Source organism: Akkermansia muciniphila, assembly GCF_900184965.1.
Classification (GTDB): Bacteria; Verrucomicrobiota; Verrucomicrobiia; order Verrucomicrobiales; family Akkermansiaceae; genus Akkermansia; species Akkermansia muciniphila_A.
In genome coordinates, this window is sequence record NZ_FXYA01000215.1 from 76,831 (window position 1) to 93,481 (window position 16,651).

The 16,651-nt window shown below is 56.6% G+C and carries 15 protein-coding genes; 8 read left to right on the forward strand and 7 right to left on the reverse strand.

Annotated features, from left to right (window positions below; translation table 11 throughout):
- Positions 1-69 precede the first annotated feature (69 nt).
- The 6 genes from CI070_RS11215 to CI070_RS11245 all read right to left on the reverse strand — a co-directional run bounded on the left by CI070_RS11215 (position 70) and on the right by CI070_RS11245 (position 8,237).
- Positions 70-1,101, reverse strand: a complete 1,032-nt coding sequence (locus tag CI070_RS11215; RefSeq protein WP_179219376.1) for a glycosyltransferase family 10 domain-containing protein — start codon at positions 1,099-1,101, stop codon at positions 70-72.
- A 161-nt stretch (positions 1,102-1,262) separates the two neighbouring features.
- A complete protein-coding gene (locus CI070_RS11220; RefSeq protein ID WP_094136702.1) occupies positions 1,263-3,335 on the reverse strand; it encodes an acyltransferase family protein in 2,073 nt (690 codons plus the stop codon).
- Positions 3,336-3,416: 81 nt separating this feature from the next.
- Positions 3,417-4,415, reverse strand: coding sequence for a glycosyltransferase family 10 domain-containing protein (locus CI070_RS11225; RefSeq protein WP_094136703.1), 999 nt, complete (start codon positions 4,413-4,415; stop codon positions 3,417-3,419).
- A gap of 114 nt (positions 4,416-4,529) precedes the next feature.
- Positions 4,530-5,732, reverse strand: coding sequence for a glycosyltransferase (locus CI070_RS11230; RefSeq protein ID WP_094136704.1), 1,203 nt, complete (start codon positions 5,730-5,732; stop codon positions 4,530-4,532).
- Positions 5,733-6,248: 516 nt separating this feature from the next.
- Positions 6,249-7,022 (reverse strand): hypothetical protein, encoded by a 774-nt coding sequence (locus CI070_RS11240; RefSeq protein WP_094136706.1) that lies wholly within the window; start codon positions 7,020-7,022, stop codon positions 6,249-6,251.
- Positions 7,023-7,082: 60 nt separating this feature from the next.
- Positions 7,083-8,237, reverse strand: a complete 1,155-nt coding sequence (locus CI070_RS11245; protein WP_179218441.1) for a glycosyltransferase family 2 protein — start codon at positions 8,235-8,237, stop codon at positions 7,083-7,085.
- A 301-nt stretch (positions 8,238-8,538) separates the two neighbouring features.
- Between CI070_RS11245 and rfaD the strand changes: the two genes are divergently transcribed.
- The 4 genes from rfaD to CI070_RS11265 are packed head-to-tail and all read left to right on the forward strand — an operon-like array spanning position 8,539 to position 12,540.
- Positions 8,539-9,525 carry an ADP-glyceromanno-heptose 6-epimerase gene (gene rfaD, locus CI070_RS11250; protein WP_094136708.1) on the forward strand — a complete coding sequence of 329 codons (987 nt, stop codon included), beginning with the start codon at positions 8,539-8,541 and terminating at the stop codon, positions 9,523-9,525.
- A gap of 21 nt (positions 9,526-9,546) precedes the next feature.
- On the forward strand, positions 9,547-10,521 hold the full coding sequence (locus CI070_RS11255) for a glycosyltransferase family 9 protein (RefSeq protein WP_094136709.1): 975 nt from the start codon (positions 9,547-9,549) through the stop codon (positions 10,519-10,521).
- Complete coding sequence (locus tag CI070_RS11260) at positions 10,518-11,543, forward strand: glycosyltransferase family 2 protein (RefSeq protein WP_094136710.1); 1,026 nt, start codon at positions 10,518-10,520, stop codon at positions 11,541-11,543. Before CI070_RS11255 ends, CI070_RS11260 begins: the two co-directional genes overlap by 4 nt.
- Before the next feature lie 10 nt (positions 11,544-11,553).
- Positions 11,554-12,540 carry a glycosyltransferase family 8 protein gene (locus CI070_RS11265; RefSeq protein ID WP_094136711.1) on the forward strand — a complete coding sequence of 329 codons (987 nt, stop codon included), beginning with the start codon at positions 11,554-11,556 and terminating at the stop codon, positions 12,538-12,540.
- A gap of 103 nt (positions 12,541-12,643) precedes the next feature.
- Here CI070_RS11265 and CI070_RS11270 read toward each other — a convergent pair whose 3' ends face one another.
- The gene (locus tag CI070_RS11270; RefSeq protein ID WP_094136712.1) at positions 12,644-13,495 is read right to left on the reverse strand and encodes a metallophosphoesterase; all 852 of its coding nucleotides are present in this window, start codon (positions 13,493-13,495) and stop codon (positions 12,644-12,646) included.
- Between the two features lie 189 nt (positions 13,496-13,684).
- Here CI070_RS11270 and CI070_RS13685 point away from each other — a divergent pair, with 189 nt between their 5' ends.
- From CI070_RS13685 to ribF, 4 genes are all read left to right on the forward strand, one after another.
- Positions 13,685-13,852: a hypothetical protein gene (locus tag CI070_RS13685; protein ID WP_179218443.1), complete on the forward strand. Its 168-nt coding sequence runs from the start codon at positions 13,685-13,687 to the stop codon at positions 13,850-13,852.
- A gap of 123 nt (positions 13,853-13,975) precedes the next feature.
- Positions 13,976-14,953: a DHH family phosphoesterase gene (locus tag CI070_RS11280; protein WP_179218445.1), complete on the forward strand. Its 978-nt coding sequence runs from the start codon at positions 13,976-13,978 to the stop codon at positions 14,951-14,953.
- On the forward strand, positions 14,950-15,684 hold the full coding sequence (truB, locus tag CI070_RS11285; protein ID WP_094136715.1) for a tRNA pseudouridine(55) synthase TruB: 735 nt from the start codon (positions 14,950-14,952) through the stop codon (positions 15,682-15,684). The genes CI070_RS11280 and truB overlap by 4 nt, the downstream gene beginning before the upstream one ends.
- Positions 15,685-15,688: 4 nt before the next feature.
- Complete coding sequence (gene ribF / locus CI070_RS11290; protein WP_094136716.1) at positions 15,689-16,624, forward strand: riboflavin biosynthesis protein RibF; 936 nt, start codon at positions 15,689-15,691, stop codon at positions 16,622-16,624.
- Positions 16,625-16,651: the final 27 nt, after the last annotated feature.

The following is a 16,651-nucleotide window of genomic DNA, read 5'->3' on the forward strand; positions in this document are numbered from 1 at the left end:
TGGCCGCCCATTCTTTTTACCGGCAGGGAGAATTTGTTCCCTCCTGTTGCCGCGCGCCCGGAATCCAGGTTACACGCCGGGGCCGGTTCCGCGTCTGCCGCGCGACCTGATTTTATAGGCCAGTGTGTCCGCCAATTCCCGAAGGGCATTGAGCGGATTTTTCCGCAGAACGTGGCGGCCTTTCAACACGGCTCCGGGCCGAATGGTTCCCGTTTCCCTGTGGCTGTGAATGACTGCCGCTGTTTGGGCGAACATGTTGTATTTTTCCAGCACCAGGCGCCTTGCTTCACGGATGGCGGGAAGCCGTTTTTCATATTCTCCGTCTTCCATGGCCTTGCGGATGATTTCCAGGGCTTTTTGCGGGTTGTCCAGCGGAATGGGGATGAAGCTTTCCTGCGGGAAGCATTCCGTTGCCAGCGGGTCCCCGGCGTAAAAAGGAAGGGTCATGGCGACAAAGGCATCAGACAGTTTTTCCGTCCAATGGTGGGGTTCCAGATGGTTTTCCACGCATAAATGATATTTGTAGTCATCCATGGCGACGGTTTTATTTTCTATTTCCCGGATGCCGTGTCCGAACCAGTCCAGTTCCGGCAGACGGTCCGCCAGGTAGCGCGTAAGATCATAGCGCTTTTTATGCATGGTATGCGTATGCTGCTTGGCGGAGCAGATGGTGGAGAGCATTTTTGTCTTCGGGAATTCCTTCTGATCCAGAATTTCCTGCATGGGTTTGATGTACAGCCATTCAAGACATCCGCGGCCCAGGGTGTGCCCGGGATGCGGAAGGTCCCGGGCAGAGTGGGTGGTGAGAACGGTGCCGAACTGGCTGGTGTATGCCCTGCTGTATATTTTGATGGAAGGGGGCTCCACCGTGATCAGGATAGTCTGATCCGGCGGGCAGAGAAGGGGTTCCGTTTCATTCCTGACGGTGCCCACGGGAGTTCTGGGGAATTCGTCGTATACCAGAATCCAGTCGTAATCCGTTATGGCGGCGTCCGTGCAGAACAGACAGTCGCCCCACAACAGGGATTCCGTTTGATCCGGAGAGGCCTTCATGGATTTTCTGATGACCTTGATGCGTGTGGGGCGGGGGGAATCCGTCATGGGAGTACAGGCGTTGAAGAAGGGGGGCGCGGCATGGCCTCCATATTCCGGGCATTTATCCGGGAGCATCGCGAAGGCGTTGCCGCCCGGCGTCAGTGTAGGGGGCCTGCATGCCTTGTCAATGTCAAAGGATTGGATGTTTTTCCCGTGTGGAAATTCCGTCAGTTGGCAGCTGTTTTTTCCATTCCCGGGAAAAACTGGCCGATGAAGTCGCCGACCATTTTTTTGGCCCCATAGGGGGAAAGGTGGTTGTCGTCGCAGTACATTAATTGGCCGCCGTCTTCCGCCAGCCACCGCCCGTTTTTATGGAAGGCGCCGTGGAGGGGAATGAAGCGGCACAGGCCTGTGGATTCCATGTGCTCCAGCAGGGAGAATACCGGACGCTGCCGCGCGATGAAGTCGCCGTCCAGCAGGCGGTCTGTCCGTTTGGCGTTCAGCAGGGCATTGCGGCGCATAAGTTTGCGCGGACCGAAAGTCCATTCGGGAACGGGGCCCAGCAGCACAGTTTCCTTGCCGGCTTTCCGGAGGCGCGCGCAGGTGTGGCGCAGGCCGTCTGCAACCAGTTGTTTCAGGCGCGCATCCCGGCGGTTGTTGACCAGTTCAATCCAGCGGTTGTGGATGAATACGGTCTTGATCTGAGGGGTATTTTCCAGCCAGTCCAGGATGAGTTCCATATTGTGTTCCCAATGGGGGTACATCAGGCGCAGGAGCGTTAGGGAAGAGGCGTCTCCGGAGCCGGAAATGCCGCTCAGCGGACACAGGCGCGCGCGGTAGAATAGGCCCGAACGCTGAAGAAGCCGGGCGGCCTCGTCAAACCCGGGGGAACTGGCCATGGCGTGACTGTCCCCCATAAGCAGGAAGGAAGGGGCCTGCCCGGTTTTTCCCAGCAGGACAAAGGGGTAATCCGTCACATCCCCCAGCTCCGGATGATGGCGCTGGATGGCGTTCCCCTTTTCCACCACCGCCCGGTCAGGAGGCGTGATGCCGAAGGAGGGAGGGAAGGCCGGCCCTTTCCAGTATTCAGGGAATTCCATGTTGTTGGCCGCTACATGCCAGTAATCCCGCGCGCCGTCCGTCCATTTGAGCCATTCACCGGCAAGTCCCAGCATGAGGCACCCCGTTGCCGTGGCCAGAAACGCTTTTTGGGGATTTTGCCATGAGACGGTCGTTCTGAAGGGAGTTTCCACGAATTTCCAGGAGAGGAAACCCAGAAGAAGAGAGAGAAGGAACATTCCCGCATAATCCCAGGGAGCGCATTCGTCGAAGCAGAGGTACGTCCAGTACACGATAACCGGCCAATGCCACAGGTACAGGGAGTAGGAGATTTTGCCGATGCCTGTGCTGAGCGGGTGTCTGAGGATACGCCCGGACCAGCCATGGTTCCCGTAACGGATAAGCAAAGCCGCCCCCGCGATGGAAGGGATGGCTGTGTATCCGGGAAAAGGAGTGGAAGGAGTATAGCAGACAAATGGGAGCAGGATGCCGGCCCATCCCGCCGTCCGCAGCCATCCGGCACCCCGGTTTTGTTCCGCGGCGGGGGCGAGGGCCAGAAGGCAGCCGGCCAGAAGTTCCCAGGCGCGGCAGTAAAGCAGGTAGAAGGCCTTGTTATGTTCCAGATGCTCCATGTGGCAGACGGCGGCGAAGAAGGAGAGGCCCAGCACCCCCCATAGAACGGGCTTGACGGCTTTTTCCCTGAATTTCCAGAGCAGCCACAGGGTGAGTGGAATCATGAGGTAAAATTGCTCTTCCACGCTCAGGGACCACAGGTTCAGCAAAGGGTTTTCTTCCGCCGCCGGGCTGAAATAATCCCCTGTGGTTCTGCTGAAATAAATGTTGGTGATGAAAAGGGCGCTGGATCTTACCGTCCGGCCCAGAGTCCGCAGGTCATCGCAGTCCAGCACGACGCAGCCGAAGGCCAGCACAACCGCAATCAGACAGAAATAGGCGGGCATGATGCGCCTGATTCTCCGGAGGTAAAAGGAGGTCAGGGAGAAGGTCCCCTCCTTCAGGCCGCGCATAAGGCCTCCGCCAATCAGATATCCGGAGATGACAAAGAAGATGTCCACGCCTGTATAGCCCCCCGGGCAGATTCCTTCCTGCAAATGGTACAGGACGACGGCCAGCACGGCAAAGGTACGCAAGCCGTCAATGTGCGGGAAATAGGTTCCGTGGATGGCGCCTCCGGCTTGATGTAGAGAAGGTGAACAAAAGGTTTCAGAAAAGCATTTGCTCATGAAGCGGAGAGAGGGTAGATGGGAGTGGGGAAAGGCGGATGGAGGAAAACCGGCATGGGTTGAATGGCCCGGAAATTCTGGTCAGCGGCGCAGGCGGTTTTTCAGCCGCCGCCATGCCAGCTGCATCCTGTGGCCGCGTTTTAAGAAGCGCTGGTAGTAGGATACCCATGTTCCGTCACCTTTGCGGCGCGCTTCTTCCGGTGATTGGTCGAATATTTTGTAAAGTTTGGCCGTTTCCCTTTCCGTCTCTTCCAGAAAGCGGGTTTCCTGTTCCGGGGTTTTCCAGGGACGCGACATGATTTCACACCACAGGCTGTCGTCTTCGTCCACTTTTTTCACATAGGCCACGGCGTCGTCCAGGGTTGGGAAGTCGTGGCAGTTGATGAATGAGGCGGAATTGAATTCCCGGCTGATGTCCGGATTTCCCCAGTAAATGGGAATGGTGCCCGCAAGCATGCTGGTAACGATTTTCTCGCTGGTGTAGCCCGGATACCATGCGTTTTCAAAGGCAATGGAGAATTTGTACGGCTTTTTCATGCTGATGGAGGAGCCGTACCAGTCTTCCGCCCGGTGGCCGTCCCCCGGCGTATTGTTAAGGTGGGGCCCCAGAGAATTGACGAACCGGAAAGCGGAGAGCTTGTGGAACATGGCATCCCGGTTGGGATGGGATTTGCGGTTGGCGTAAATGAAGTTGCAGAAACCCGTTTTGGAGGCCAGGAGAGCATGGGCATCCAGGCCTTCCTTACCGCCGTGCACTTCCTGCAAATGGTGGCGAAGGTAGGGAAGTTTGACAGTGCGGTCGCTTCCGGGCACCGTATCGAGCCCGATGTAATAGTCAAACAGCATGAAATCCGGCGCAATGGCTTCATGACAGCCATACATGACGGTGATATGGCCGGGGGCCCGTTCCAGAAAATCGTAAAAAGCTTCCCGGTTGACGTAAAACCAGGGGGTGGCGACCAGGTAATCGAAATCGGAGTCGTCTTCCACCACATGATACCGGCTTTTCAGAAGCTGGAGCATTCCTTCCCTGCCGAAATCCGGAGTGGACTGTAAAAAGGAGATTTTGAGCGTTTTCATGGGGCGTGGCGGAACGGTGCAGAGTGTATGGGGCGTCTTTTTCTTGTCAATGACAAAGGAGGGTGCGCCCGGGTGTACAGGAACAGGCAGCCCGGGGTTGAACGCCGGCCGTTTTCACTCTTTGTAACGGCGTTCCCGGAGCGTTTCCTCATACAGGGCGGCGTGTTGTGCGGCAATGACGGGGTAGGAGAATGTTTGTTCCGCGTGGCGGCGGCCTTCCTCCGCCAGGGTCCGCAGGAGTTGTCCGTCCAGGATGAGCCGCTCGCAATGGGCGGCCATTTGGTTCAGGTCTCCCTGCGGAGCGACCAGCCCCGTCTTTCCGTCCAGAACCGCTTCCGGAACTCCTCCCGTCCGGAAGGTAACGGAAGGGGTCTTGCAGGCCATGGATTCCAGAGCTACGTTGGAAAGGACATCCTGAAGCGTAGGGTTCAGGAAAATGTCCGCCGCGCTGTAAAGCCCGGCCAGCCTGTTCATATCCGTAATGAATCCGGCGTTTGTGCTGGGGAAAGGGTAGTCCACATTTTTTTCCTGGTTGCCGAAGAGCAGGAGATGAAGGTTCCGGTGCCCGCGCCGGTATAGTTCCTCCAGCACCAGCGGAATGAAATGGCCGCCTTTGACCGGATTGAACAGGCCAGTTGCGCCGCAGGCGATGACGAACGCCCCGGGCGGAATGCCCAGGGATGCCCGGACGACATTCCGGTCTTCCGCCGGACGGAAAAGGTCCGTGTCCACGGGATTATAAATCTGTACGATTTTTCTTCCAGGGAACATGCGGCTTTTTTCCACTTCCCTTTTCAACCAGAGGGAGGGAGTTACGAGGGTGAGGGACGGGATGCGGCCGAAGGCGCGGCGTTTGCGGGAAAACAGCCACGCTGGAAGGTTGCGGAAGAGGCGGGGAGCGCCAAGCTGGGGACAGTTGCCGCGGCATTCGTTTTGGAACAGGCCGCAGTCCATGGTGCAGTGGCATCCCGCGGTGCAGGCAAACATGTCGTGCAGGGTATAGACCAGTGGGCGGCGGATATGGCGCAGCTGCGAGAAATCCACGGTTCTGCCGCCTATCCAGTGCAGATGCACTACATCGGCTTTTTCCATTTGGGCCGTGTCAAATCCCATGCCCAGCACGTTCAGGGAGAAAGGCAGGTCTTTTCTTCTTGCCGGCAGCAGAATGTCAAATCCATGGGCCAGATGGCGGCGCAAGGCGTCCGCAGCCCTTCTGGCGGGGGGCCTGTGAATTTCCAGGCCGTCGATTCCCTTGCGCCTCCGGAGCAGCAGGGTGGATTTCAGACCGGGAATATGCCGGTTCAGAGCGTCGCTCAACCGGTAAGGGGCGGAGCTGACCGATACGCTATGGGAGACTTGAAATATTGTTCGGCATTGAGGAAAAGCCACATAGGGAAGTATGAGGATTAGGAATCCGCCGTCAAGCCTACAAATCTGAAAGAAAAACGTTTTGGGGAAATTCAGGCTGCCGGTATTTGGCGAACTGTGACAGGCTGTTCCCAACGTGATGATCTTTTCATTTGCAGATAGGGGAAAAGCCGGGTTCCGGTGACGGCATAACCGTGAAGAGGAGTGGGAGAATGTCGGCGGAGGATGGTGCGAGGGCGGAGTTTTGGAGTGGGGAGATGTTTCTTTTCATGATGGCAAAACATTCCTGGTCAGATGGAAAGGGTTTGTTCAAATAACCGGCGTCATATGGCGGAAACGGCAGTTGAAGGAGTGAAGGAATTTTAGGAATGAAGCCGTGAAAAAGGGCGGGAAAATAGTTCATGGGGCGTCAGATTGCCCTGTCCGGAAGCAGCGCGAAGTCCGGTTGTTCCGGATGAGGAAGCTTTACCGGATTCCTAATCCGTCCCTTTTGGAGGAAAGGAGGAGCTGCCTGCATTTTTCCAGCCATCCCTTTTTTCCGGTCCGTGGGATTCCCATGTCCCGTCTGTCCTGGAATGGGAACGCGGAGAGCTGTTCCCAGTTTTCCGCATAGGTTTCCGATCCGTCAAGGGTGGTAATGCCTCTCAGTTTGCACAGGATGGAGAAGATGCTCTGGTCATACCGGTTTTCCACGAACCCCGGCAGGTTGGGGGAAACGGAAGGAGTGTTGTCCGCGAGATGCAGATGGTCGTAAAAGACATGGAGCCAATCCCGGATCAGGCTTTCCGTGAGCGGGTTCTTTTTCAGAAAAACATGTCCGCCCGCAATTTGCTGGGTGTGCGTGATATGTCCGTCTTTTTCGGAAACGCCGAAGTGGCGGAAGATATCTCCTTTGGTCCATTTATATTCCGGCTGCCCGTTGGTGAAGACCAGCATGCCGCGGCTGTCGCGGTCCAGCATGCTCACGTATTCCCGGAAGCGCGCCATTCCGTTAGCGTTGATATGGCAGCCTGCATCCAGATAAAGGAGGCGGTCGCCTTCCTCCATTTTTTGGAGGACATGGTGGATGGCCCAGGGTTTCCAGGACCAGTATCCGAATCCCCGGCAGGACGGGGTCAGGTACCGGCCCATGCGGCTGGTGAATTCTGCGGAAAGGTCATGTTCCGTGAAAAGCGTGATCTCATCAAAAAAATCCAGTTCTTCCGCCTGCCTGCCCAGCCGCTCCAGAGTAGCCGACATGCGGGAGTCTGCAAATGAGAGAAAACGATTCATTGATCCGGAATGGGAGGGTAAGGCAATTTACAGGGAAGGCGGCGATGTGTCAAACGGCTCTTCCAGAGAGGCGTTTTCTTGTTGGAATCCATTGGGGCAGACTTGGGAAAAATGTTCCGCAAGCATTTTTTTGCAGGAGTAATAACGTCCTCTTTGTCCGGGAAGCAGGGAACAGGCGGCCAGCAGAATGCGCCCCCAGCCGTGGGGAACCGGTTCCGCCGAGTTCAGCAGGTCCGCCAGTTGCCTGTCCCGTCCCGCCAGCGCGGAGAGGAAACGTTCTCCTTCCGCTTTCTGGTAGAACAGCTTCCATAAGTTCAGCGCAGAACGTTGCTGGACAGCGGTCATTTGATGGAAAAGGGGATGCTTGGAAACAAAAAAGGGCCTGATTTTCCGAACGCCGTAAGCGAACAGTCCTTCATTTTGCCACCCTTGTTTCTGCCAGTAGTCCACAATGTACAGCAGCCGCTGGAATTCCTGTACGCATTTGGAGTAGGTGGGTGTGTTGCAGCGGCGGGAGAGGGAGCCGTTGCGCATAAGGCGGTAATAATACAGGCAGTCGGGAATGAACAGGAGGCGGGAGGCGTGGGGAACGGCCATCAGCCGGAAGGTTTCATCCTCCGCGCCGGATTTCAGATGCACGTTGAAACGGAGGCGGTGGGCATCCAGCATGCTTTTCCGGAACAGCTTGCTCCATACGCAGATGTCCATTTTCCCCCAGATGGAATCCCGGAAAAAGCTGGCCGGAGAGGCGTTCTCTTCAAAATGCCGAGAGGGCGATCTTCTTTTGGCCTTAATAAGCCGGTCTGACGAGTCTTCAAAAACATGGTTGCCGCATTCCACGATGTCTGCGTCATATTCCAGAGCCGCCGAAAAAAGGCGGGAATACATTTCCGGGTCCATGTAGTCGTCCGGATCCGCAAAGCCGACATAAAGGCCGCGGGCGGCATCCAGCCCTGCATTCCTGGCTGCGGAGACGCCCGCGTTCCGCTGGTTCAGAAGGATGATTCTGCCGTCCTTTTCTTTCCAGCGCAGCAGGCGTGTCCAGGTCGCGTCCGTGGAGCCGTCATTGATGCAGATAATTTCAATGTTCCGCAGAGTCTGGCGTACCAGACTATCCAGACAGCTGTCCACGTAAGCGGCTACATTGTAGCAGGGAACAATGATGGAAACGTCGGGCATCATAGGGGTGGGGAGGTGTGTAACGGATTTACAATCCGTGGTCAATGATAATTTTTGCAAGACAGGCATTACCGATTTTTTTAACGTTTCCAGCATGAAAAGGAGGTATGGGAGACGCATTCTCCGCAGACTGCGCGGGGATTGCGTTCCAATGGTTTTCCGCATGGAACGATCAGCGTTTGGAGTGTCCGGATTGTAAATTCGTTGAAAATTGGGAACCGGGGAACGTTTCAAATGGCAGTTGCCTAGGGACGGGGGGATGTGGTACAAAAAGCCGTACAACTTTTTTATTGATTCTTCTCTTATGATTATTGTCACGGGTGGGGCCGGCTTCATCGGCTCAAACATTGTCGCCGCTCTGGAAAAAGCCGGTAAAAAGGATCTTGTGGTGGTGGACGAGCTGGGCTGTTCCGACAAGTGGAGGAACATTGCCAAGAGAGAGCTGTGCGCCGTGGTTTCTCCGGAAGGCATGCTTGATTATATGAAGGCGCATGCGGAGGAGGTGGAGGCGGTCATTCACATGGGGGCCATTTCCGCCACCACGGAGACGGACGCCGATTTGATTATCCGGACGAATTTCACGTTGAGCTGGCATTTGTGGGAGTTTTGCTCCCTGTACGGCAAACGGTTTATTTACGCTTCCTCCGCGGCCACTTACGGGGACGGTTCCTTGGGGTTTGACGATGACGCCTCCCTGGAGCACGTCAACGCGCTGCGGCCCCTGAACGCATACGGCTGGAGCAAGGCCCTGTTTGACCGCAAAGTGGCCCGGGAAGTGAAAGAAGGGCGTCCGGCCCCCCCCCAATACGCCGGGCTTAAATTTTTCAACGTGTACGGCCCCAATGAATACCATAAGGGCGGGCAGAAGAGCGTGGTGGCCCATATATTCCCCCAGGTGAAGGCAAATGAGACGGTGAAGCTGTTTAAGTCTTATCATCCCGATTACCGTGACGGATGGCAGCTCCGGGATTTCGTGTGGGTGGGCGACTGCGTGGACGTGGTGCTTTGGCTGCTGGAGCATCCGGAGGTGAGCGGCCTGTTCAACGTAGGTTCCGGGAAGGCACGCTCTTTCCACGATCTGGCGAAGGCGGCATTCCATGCGTTGGGCCTCCAGGAAAAGATTGCCTACCGGGAGATGCCTGAAGAGCTCAGGGGAAAATATCAGTATTATACGCAGGCGGATCTTTCCAGGCTGCGCGCTGCCGGCTATGCAGCGCCCATGACTTCCCTGGAGGATGGCGTGCGCCAGTACGTGCAGGAGTATCTGGACAGGGAAGACAGTTACGTTTAACCCCCATTCCTTTTTTCTCCCATGCCCGCACAGCGCATTCTGATTATCAAGCATGGCGCCCTCGGCGATGTGGTGCTCGCCATGGGGACGATGAAGCGGCTTCGCGAACTTCATCCGGAGGCGCATATCACCCTGATGACCATGGGAATGTTTGTTCCCATGGCGGAGCAGCTCGGGGTGTTTGACGATTTTATCGTGGACAACCGCCTGCCCTACCGGAAGCTGGGCGCCACCTGGGAAGCCGTCCGTTCCATAGTGAAGGGGAATTTTGACGTGGTGTACGATCTTCAGGAATCTTCCCGCACAAGAAAACGCTATTATCCCGCCGTGCGCTTCCTGCTGGACCATGACATGGACTGGGTGGCCTGCAATTCCGGAGAACGGCGCAAATTGCTGAAGAAGAAATCCTTCCGGTGGGGGAAGGTGGTACGGGAGCCGTTCCGTTTGGAACGCGTTCTGACGGATCTTTCTTTCATGCACGGGGAGGGGCTGCATTTTGACGAGCTTCCGGAACGTTATGTGATGATGATTCCGGGCTGTTCCCCCAACCATCCCTACAAGCGCTGGCCCGTGGAAAATTTCTGTGCCCTGGCGAAACGCCTGGCGGCGCGGGGCGTGTCCTCCGTTGTCATCGGCACCCGGGCAGAGGCTGTGGAAGTGGAGGCTATTGCCGCCAGCTCTCCCCTGGCTGTCAGTTTTCTGGGCAAGTCTTCCCTGATGGATATTCCCCAGATGGCTTTGCGTTCCCTGGCTTGTGTAGGCAATGATACGGGGCCTACACATATGTGTGCCTATGCCGGGGTGCCCGTGACCGCCATTTTCTGCCACCGGACGCGCAACTCCGCCATTACGGCCCGGTGCATTTCCAACCTGATTTCCCCCGGCGCCATTGAGGAAATTACAGTAGACCAGGTATGGTCCGCTCTGGAACCCTTTCTGCCGCCGCAGGAGGGGCTTGAACAAATAAGGGCGGCAGGCTCTCCGTTGGCGTCATGACGGTTCCCGTGAACATTTCCGTGCTGGTTCCGGTTTACAATGTGGAGCCGTACCTGGCCCAGTGCCTGGAAAGCATTTGCTCTCAGACGCTTCGTGAACTGGAAGTAGTTTGCGTGGATGACGCTTCCACAGATGGCTCCCTGTCCATTCTGCGGGAATTCGCGGAGCGGGACCCGCGGGTGAGAGTAGTGCAGGCCCCGGAAAACGGCGGTTTATCCCGTTCCCGGAATCTGGCGATGAACCATGCTGTGGGAGAATATCTGTTTTTGGTGGATTCCGACGATTGGCTGGAGACGGATTTGCTGGAGGAGATGTATTCCCGTGCGAAGGCGCTGGATGCCGACAAGCTGGTATGCGGGTTCCGGTATTATTACGAGGCCGACCCCGACAGGGAAGACCGGTTCCTGCCGGAGGATATGGCCTCTCCGGAAAAGGGGTGGATTCCCTGCTCTCCGGAGACCATTGGGAAAATACATCATGGAGCGGGAGGTATGATGATCAGGCGTTCCATTGTGGAAAAGCATGGCATCCGGTTCCCCGAGGGCGTTGCCTGTGAAGACCTGTATTTCCATTACGCCGTTTTTCCGTGGTGCAGGAGAGTTTGCGTCGTCAGCAGGGCGGCTTACGTTTACCGCAAGCGGGCCGGGTCCATTACCAGTGGTTTTGCGTCCGGCAGTTCCCTCCAGTCGCTGGATTACCTGACGGTGGCGGAGCTGGTGCTGAAGGAATGGAAAGAAGCCGGAATTCTGGAGGTATACAGGACGGCATTTTTGAAAATGCTGGTAATGGGCGTGAGGAATATCCGCAAATACGCCCCTCATGCCGTTCAAAAGGAGGTTACCCGGAAGGTGGCCGATATGCTTTGTCAGGAAAATCTGTACCGTCCCGGAGAGGATGATTCCAGTCTGTCCCGCCGGGAAGGAAAGTTGCTGAAAACCTGGATGGGCGGAAAATCCGGCTTGGACTTTTCCTATTACTGGAAGAAAATACGCAAGGCGGGAGCCCGGTTGCTGCGCCGCTGACACCACCCGAATGAACGATCCGATGAAAAAGAATGAATTTGCCGTCGTCCTGGCCAGTGACAATCGGGGAATCCTGCCTTTGAGCGTTACTGTTTTTTCTCTCCTGAATACTGCCGGGCCGGAGACTTTTTACAAAATTTACGTGCTTTCCGACGGTATTGACGGAGAGAACCGGGCAAGCGTGGAGCGTCTGGCCGCTCCGTTCGATTGCCGTCTGGAATTCATAGACGTTTCCGGAATTCTGGAAGAGCACGACTTTCCCCATACGGAACAATGGCCGGTGCCCGCCTGGGGACGCGTGTTCATCCCGGAATTATTGAAGGAAGAGCGGGGCAATATTCTGTATCTGGACATTGACGTTTTGGTTTGCCGGGATTTAACGGAGCTGTTCCGGACGGATATGGACGGGAAAGCGGTAGGGGTGGTGTTTGAGAATTTTTCCAGATCCGGTTCCCATTTTAACGAGCGTCTCGAGATGCCGCTGACCTGCACGGGATATTTCAATTCCGGCGTGCTGCTGATGAATGTGGATGTTTTCCGGGAAAGGAATCTGGTCAGGGCTGTGCTGGATTACGCCGTCACTCACCGGGACAGGCTGACTTGCCCGGATCAGGATGCCTTGAATGGAACCCTGTGCGAACTGACTGTGCCGCTGCACCCGCGCTGGAACTGGCATGACGGTCTGACGCGCCGCATTTTGAAGAACGATCCCCGGGAACGGTTCTGGCGCGGCGTTACTCCGCGCCAGGCGGTGGAAGCGGCTCTGGAACCGGGCATTCTTCATTACCAGGGGGTGCACAAGCCCTGGCGGTATAATTGGCGTTATGAGGGAGAACGTTACGAACGGGTTATGCGTGAAGCCGGGCTGCTGCGCGGCCCGCTGCCAGGAAGAACGCTCCCGGCCGTCTTGAAAAGGCACCTTTACCGGCCTATTTACCGGCTGACGGCGAGAAAGATTTTAAGGCTGAAGGAAAGGTTTGACCAACAACCTGTCTGAAAATATGGCATCCGTCCGTTTTTTTCGTTTGTCTTGGGTGCGCCGGGATAGAGCGGGCGCGAGAACCGAAAAAGGAGGGTCTGTATTTTAGCGGGGGAATGGGTTAATGCAGTTCCAGCAGATAGATCTCCGGAGGGCAGTTGAAGCGGAGGGGAAGCGTGCTGGTTCCCAGTCCCTTGGTGATCAGATAGGTATTGCCGCCGGAGATGTGCCAGGGGTAAGTGTAGGGTACGGAGTGGTCCGGGCTGGCTTCAAACCGCAGGAGGCCGAAGGGGAGGCAAACCTGGCCTCCGTGGGTGTGGCCGCTGATGACGATATCCGCGTCTCCACGGGAAAGTATGCGGTTCGTTTCCGGACGGTGGGAAAGCAGGAAATGGGGGATGTCCGGCGACTGGCGTTTAGGAAGCCGTCTTCTGGCATTGCGCGTCGTATCCAGTATTCCGGAAAGCTGGAGCCGCCTTCCATCCTTGAACGTGACAAGAGCGCTCTGGTCTTCCAGCACGGTGATTCCCGCCTGTTTCAGTTCCCTGCTCCAGTTGTTCCAGCCGAAGGTGAAATCATGGTTTCCCTGGATAGCGAAGACTCCGCAGGGGGCAGCCAGGCCTTTCAGCAGCCGGGCGGCCTTAGCGGGATCCATGCTGGCGTTTTCGCTGCTTCCCCGGGCATAGTCCCCGACCAGCAGGATCAGGTCCGGATGAAGTTGCATGATTCTCTGAACATAGCGCAGAGCCCTCACTTCATCAAATGCGGTGGGCATCAGGTGCAAATCGCCAGCAATAACGATTTTAACGGGTGTTCCCTTTCCTTTCCACTGGGGGACGCGGTAGTCCACTTTCCGGACAAACAGAAGATTGGGTTCTATCAGGTACGCCCAGGTCATGCCGGCCACGCCAAGCGCGCAGAGGCTCAGCAGGAGAATGCCGAAAAACCGGAGTATTTTGACGGAAAAGGGCATGAAAGGGATACAGTTTGGCAGAGATTATAATTACGGATAACCCCGGGCGAGCGATTTATGCGTCTTGCCTTTTGAGAAGGGCCCTCCCTGGGAGATTTTCGCAAATTTGATTGACGGGCGCCCGCATGGTATGCTTTTATGCTCCAAGATATTTTCATATCCTTTATCACTCATCATTTAACCACGCATATGAAGAAGATTACCGTTATGGCTCTTGCCGCTTTCGCGGCGAGCATCATGGCTTCCTGCTGCTGCCAGGATCAGGGCGCTCCGCCCCTGACCCCCCTTCCCAAGTTCAATGACCTGAACCAGCCCGCCATGGATGTGGCTCCGGTGGTCATGAAGTCCAAGAAGTAATCCTCTTCCGGGATTAAGTACGACTTTTCAAGCCGCACTTGGTGATTGTCCAGGTGCGGCTTTTTCTATAAAAACACGGCAGTACATATGGAAGATTGGAAACATTGTCCTCAATTCGCGTCCTTGGCGGATCTGATCCGCAGCCATGGCAGTTTTGCGGTAATTGCGCATGTCCACCCGGACGGCGACGCTATCGGTTCCACGCTGGCTTTGGGGGAGGCCCTGAAGCAGATGGGAAAGAAGGTGGTGATGATGAACGAGGACGGGGTGCCTTCCAATCTGGCCTTTATGCTGGGTGTGGAGAATATCATTCCCACGCCTGATGAGCCGGTGGACGTGGAAGTTGCCATTTCCGTGGACAACGGCGCTCTCAAGAGGCTGGGAGAACGCAGCCTGAGGGCTTTGGAGGGAGTGAAGGTGTGGGCGAACATCGACCACCACCGGACGAATGAGCTGTTTGGAGACGTGCAGTGCGTTTTGCCGGAAGAATGCGCCACGGGGGCGGTTTTGTATTATTTTTTCAAGTATCTGGGTATTTCCGTCACTCCCGTGATGCGAGACGCTCTTTACGTGGCCGTCAGTACGGATACGGGGTCTTTCCAGTACCAGATGACGACGGCGGCCGTCATGGAGCTGGCCGCGGATTTGATCCGGATGGGCGTTGACGTCCAGGACATCAACCGCCAGCTTTACCAGGAGAAGCCGTGGGTGAAAATGCAGTTGATGCGCGAAGTGCTGAACGGAATGAAGCTGACGCCGGACGGCAGGATTTGCACATTCTGCCTGACGAATGAGGCAAAAGCGCGAATCGGAAGCCGTCCGGAAGATACGGAGGGCCTGATAGACCTTCTGCGTTCCGTGCAGGGAGTCTGGCTGGCCGCTTATCTGGAAGAAACGGAGGACGATCCCCGCATCCGTATTTCCCTGCGGTCCAAGACTCCTGAAATATCCGTTGCGGAGCTTGCCTCCCGTTTCGGCGGCGGCGGCCATGCCATGGCCGCCGGAGTGCGCATCCGGGGGCCTATTGACGAAGTGCGCCTTACCATCCTGGAGGCCATGCGGGAAGAAGTGGAACGAGTGCTCCGACAGAAAATTTCATGAATGTTTCAGATTCCATCCAGGTTCCTTCGGGCGTCCTGTTGATTGACAAGGCGCGGGACATGACTTCCCACGATGTGGTGGCGATTGCGCGGCGTTCCCTGGGAATTAAGAAAATAGGCCACTGCGGCACGCTGGACCCCATGGCCACGGGGCTGCTGATGCTGGTGGTAGGAAAGGCGACTAAGCTTCAGGACAAGTTGATGTGCGAACACAAGGAATACGCCGGAACTCTCATGCTGGGCGTGGAGACTTCCTCCCAGGATGCCATGGGAGAAGTAGTGGCGGAGTATTCCGTGGACGGAGTGACGGAACAGGCCGTGCGCGAGGCGTTTGACCGGTTTGACGGCGCTTTTGAACAAATCCCTCCGATGGTTTCCGCTATTAAAAAGGGCGGGGTTCCGCTGTACAAGCTGGCCCGGAAAGGTCAGGAAGTTGTGCGGGAACCGCGGCCTGTGGAAGTGTTCGGCCACAGGATTTCACGCATGGCTATTCCGGAAGTAGATTTTACCGTTCAATGTTCCAAAGGTTTTTATGTGCGTTCCTATGCTTATGATATCGGGAAGGCACTGGGCTGCGGAGCGCATTTGAGCGCCCTCCGGCGCACCAGGTCCGGTTCTTTTACGCTGGACCGCGCCATTACGGTGGATACCCTGAAAACCGCTCCCAGGGAGGAACTGTTCCGGGCCATGCTTTCCCTGCAGGAGCTGGCGGATATTCTGATTGCCGGGTAGCAATATGGTCATTTGCCGGGAATTCAAGGAATTAAAACGCCTTTCCGCCCCCGTACACTGGGCCATGGGGATGTTTGACGGGGTGCATCTGGGGCATGCCGGAGTGATTGCCGCAGCGGTGGAAGGCGCTGCCCGTGACGGAGGAATTCCCGCTGTTCTGACTTTCCGCACCCATCCGCTGGCCCAGGTGAAGCCGGAAAGCGTGCCTCCCGCCATTATAGCGGAGGATGCGGAAAAGTTTGTTCTGATGGAAGAGCTGGGGGTGAAGGCGGTGCTGTCGCTGGAGTTTTCTTCCAGGCTGGCTTCCATGAGTCCGGAAGAGTTTATCGGGGAACTTTGTTCCTCCTGCCGGGTGGCGCAGATTGCCGTGGGAGAGGATTGGCATTTTGGCCGCGGCCGGGCCGGGAATGTAGAGACCCTGCGCCTGTTGTCCTGCCGCTACGGGTTCCGGGTGACGGCCGTTCCTCCCATTTTGCGGGACGGGGAGCGCATAAGTAGCACCCGGATTCGCGAAGCCGTGCGCGCGGCGGATTTTTTGCAGGCCGCCGGCATGCTTGGCCGTCCCTACCGCTGGAAGGGGCTGGTGATTCACGGGCGCCGGTTGGGGCGTCTGCTGGACTACCCCACGGCCAATATGAGGCCCGGTTGCGGGTTGCAGCCCCCCCATGGCGTTTATGCCGTGCGCGCCCGGGTGGACGGCAAAAAATACGGAGGCGTAGCCAATCTGGGGGTGCGTCCCACCGTAGAAGGGGACGCGGGAGAGCTTTTGCTGGAAACGCATTTATTCGGTTGGCCGGGGGATATTTACGGGCAGGAGATGGAAGTGGAACCGGTCCGTTTCCTGAGGCCGGAAATCAAATTCCCTTCTTTGGAAGAATTGAAAAGCCAGCTTGCCCGTGATGCCGCCCATGCGGAAAAAGTGCTGAAGGGTGGTGAGTAAGACACAGAAAACCGTAAAATGGAGGAT

Bases quoted from the DNA above. Each gene is read 5' to 3' on its own strand.
- CI070_RS11255 (WP_094136709.1), top strand. From the start codon at position 9,547: ATGCCCGCACAGCGCATTCTGATTATCAAGCATGGCGCCCTCGGCGAT.
- CI070_RS11260 (WP_094136710.1), top strand. From the start codon at position 10,518: ATGACGGTTCCCGTGAACATTTCCGTGCTGGTTCCGGTTTACAATGTG.
- CI070_RS11245 (WP_179218441.1), bottom strand. From the start codon at position 8,237: ATGATGCCCGACGTTTCCATCATTGTTCCCTGCTACAATGTAGCCGCT.
- CI070_RS11215 (WP_179219376.1), bottom strand. From the start codon at position 1,101: ATGACGGATTCCCCCCGCCCCACACGCATCAAGGTCATCAGAAAATCC.
- CI070_RS11265 (WP_094136711.1), top strand. From the start codon at position 11,554: ATGAACGATCCGATGAAAAAGAATGAATTTGCCGTCGTCCTGGCCAGT.
- CI070_RS13685 (WP_179218443.1), top strand. From the start codon at position 13,685: ATGAAGAAGATTACCGTTATGGCTCTTGCCGCTTTCGCGGCGAGCATC.
- rfaD (WP_094136708.1), top strand. From the start codon at position 8,539: ATGATTATTGTCACGGGTGGGGCCGGCTTCATCGGCTCAAACATTGTC.
- CI070_RS11270 (WP_094136712.1), bottom strand. From the start codon at position 13,495: ATGCCCTTTTCCGTCAAAATACTCCGGTTTTTCGGCATTCTCCTGCTG.
- truB (WP_094136715.1), top strand. From the start codon at position 14,950: ATGAATGTTTCAGATTCCATCCAGGTTCCTTCGGGCGTCCTGTTGATT.
- CI070_RS11225 (WP_094136703.1), bottom strand. From the start codon at position 4,415: ATGAAAACGCTCAAAATCTCCTTTTTACAGTCCACTCCGGATTTCGGC.
- ribF (WP_094136716.1), top strand. From the start codon at position 15,689: ATGGTCATTTGCCGGGAATTCAAGGAATTAAAACGCCTTTCCGCCCCC.
- CI070_RS11220 (WP_094136702.1), bottom strand. From the start codon at position 3,335: ATGAGCAAATGCTTTTCTGAAACCTTTTGTTCACCTTCTCTACATCAA.
- CI070_RS11240 (WP_094136706.1), bottom strand. From the start codon at position 7,022: ATGTCGGCTACTCTGGAGCGGCTGGGCAGGCAGGCGGAAGAACTGGAT.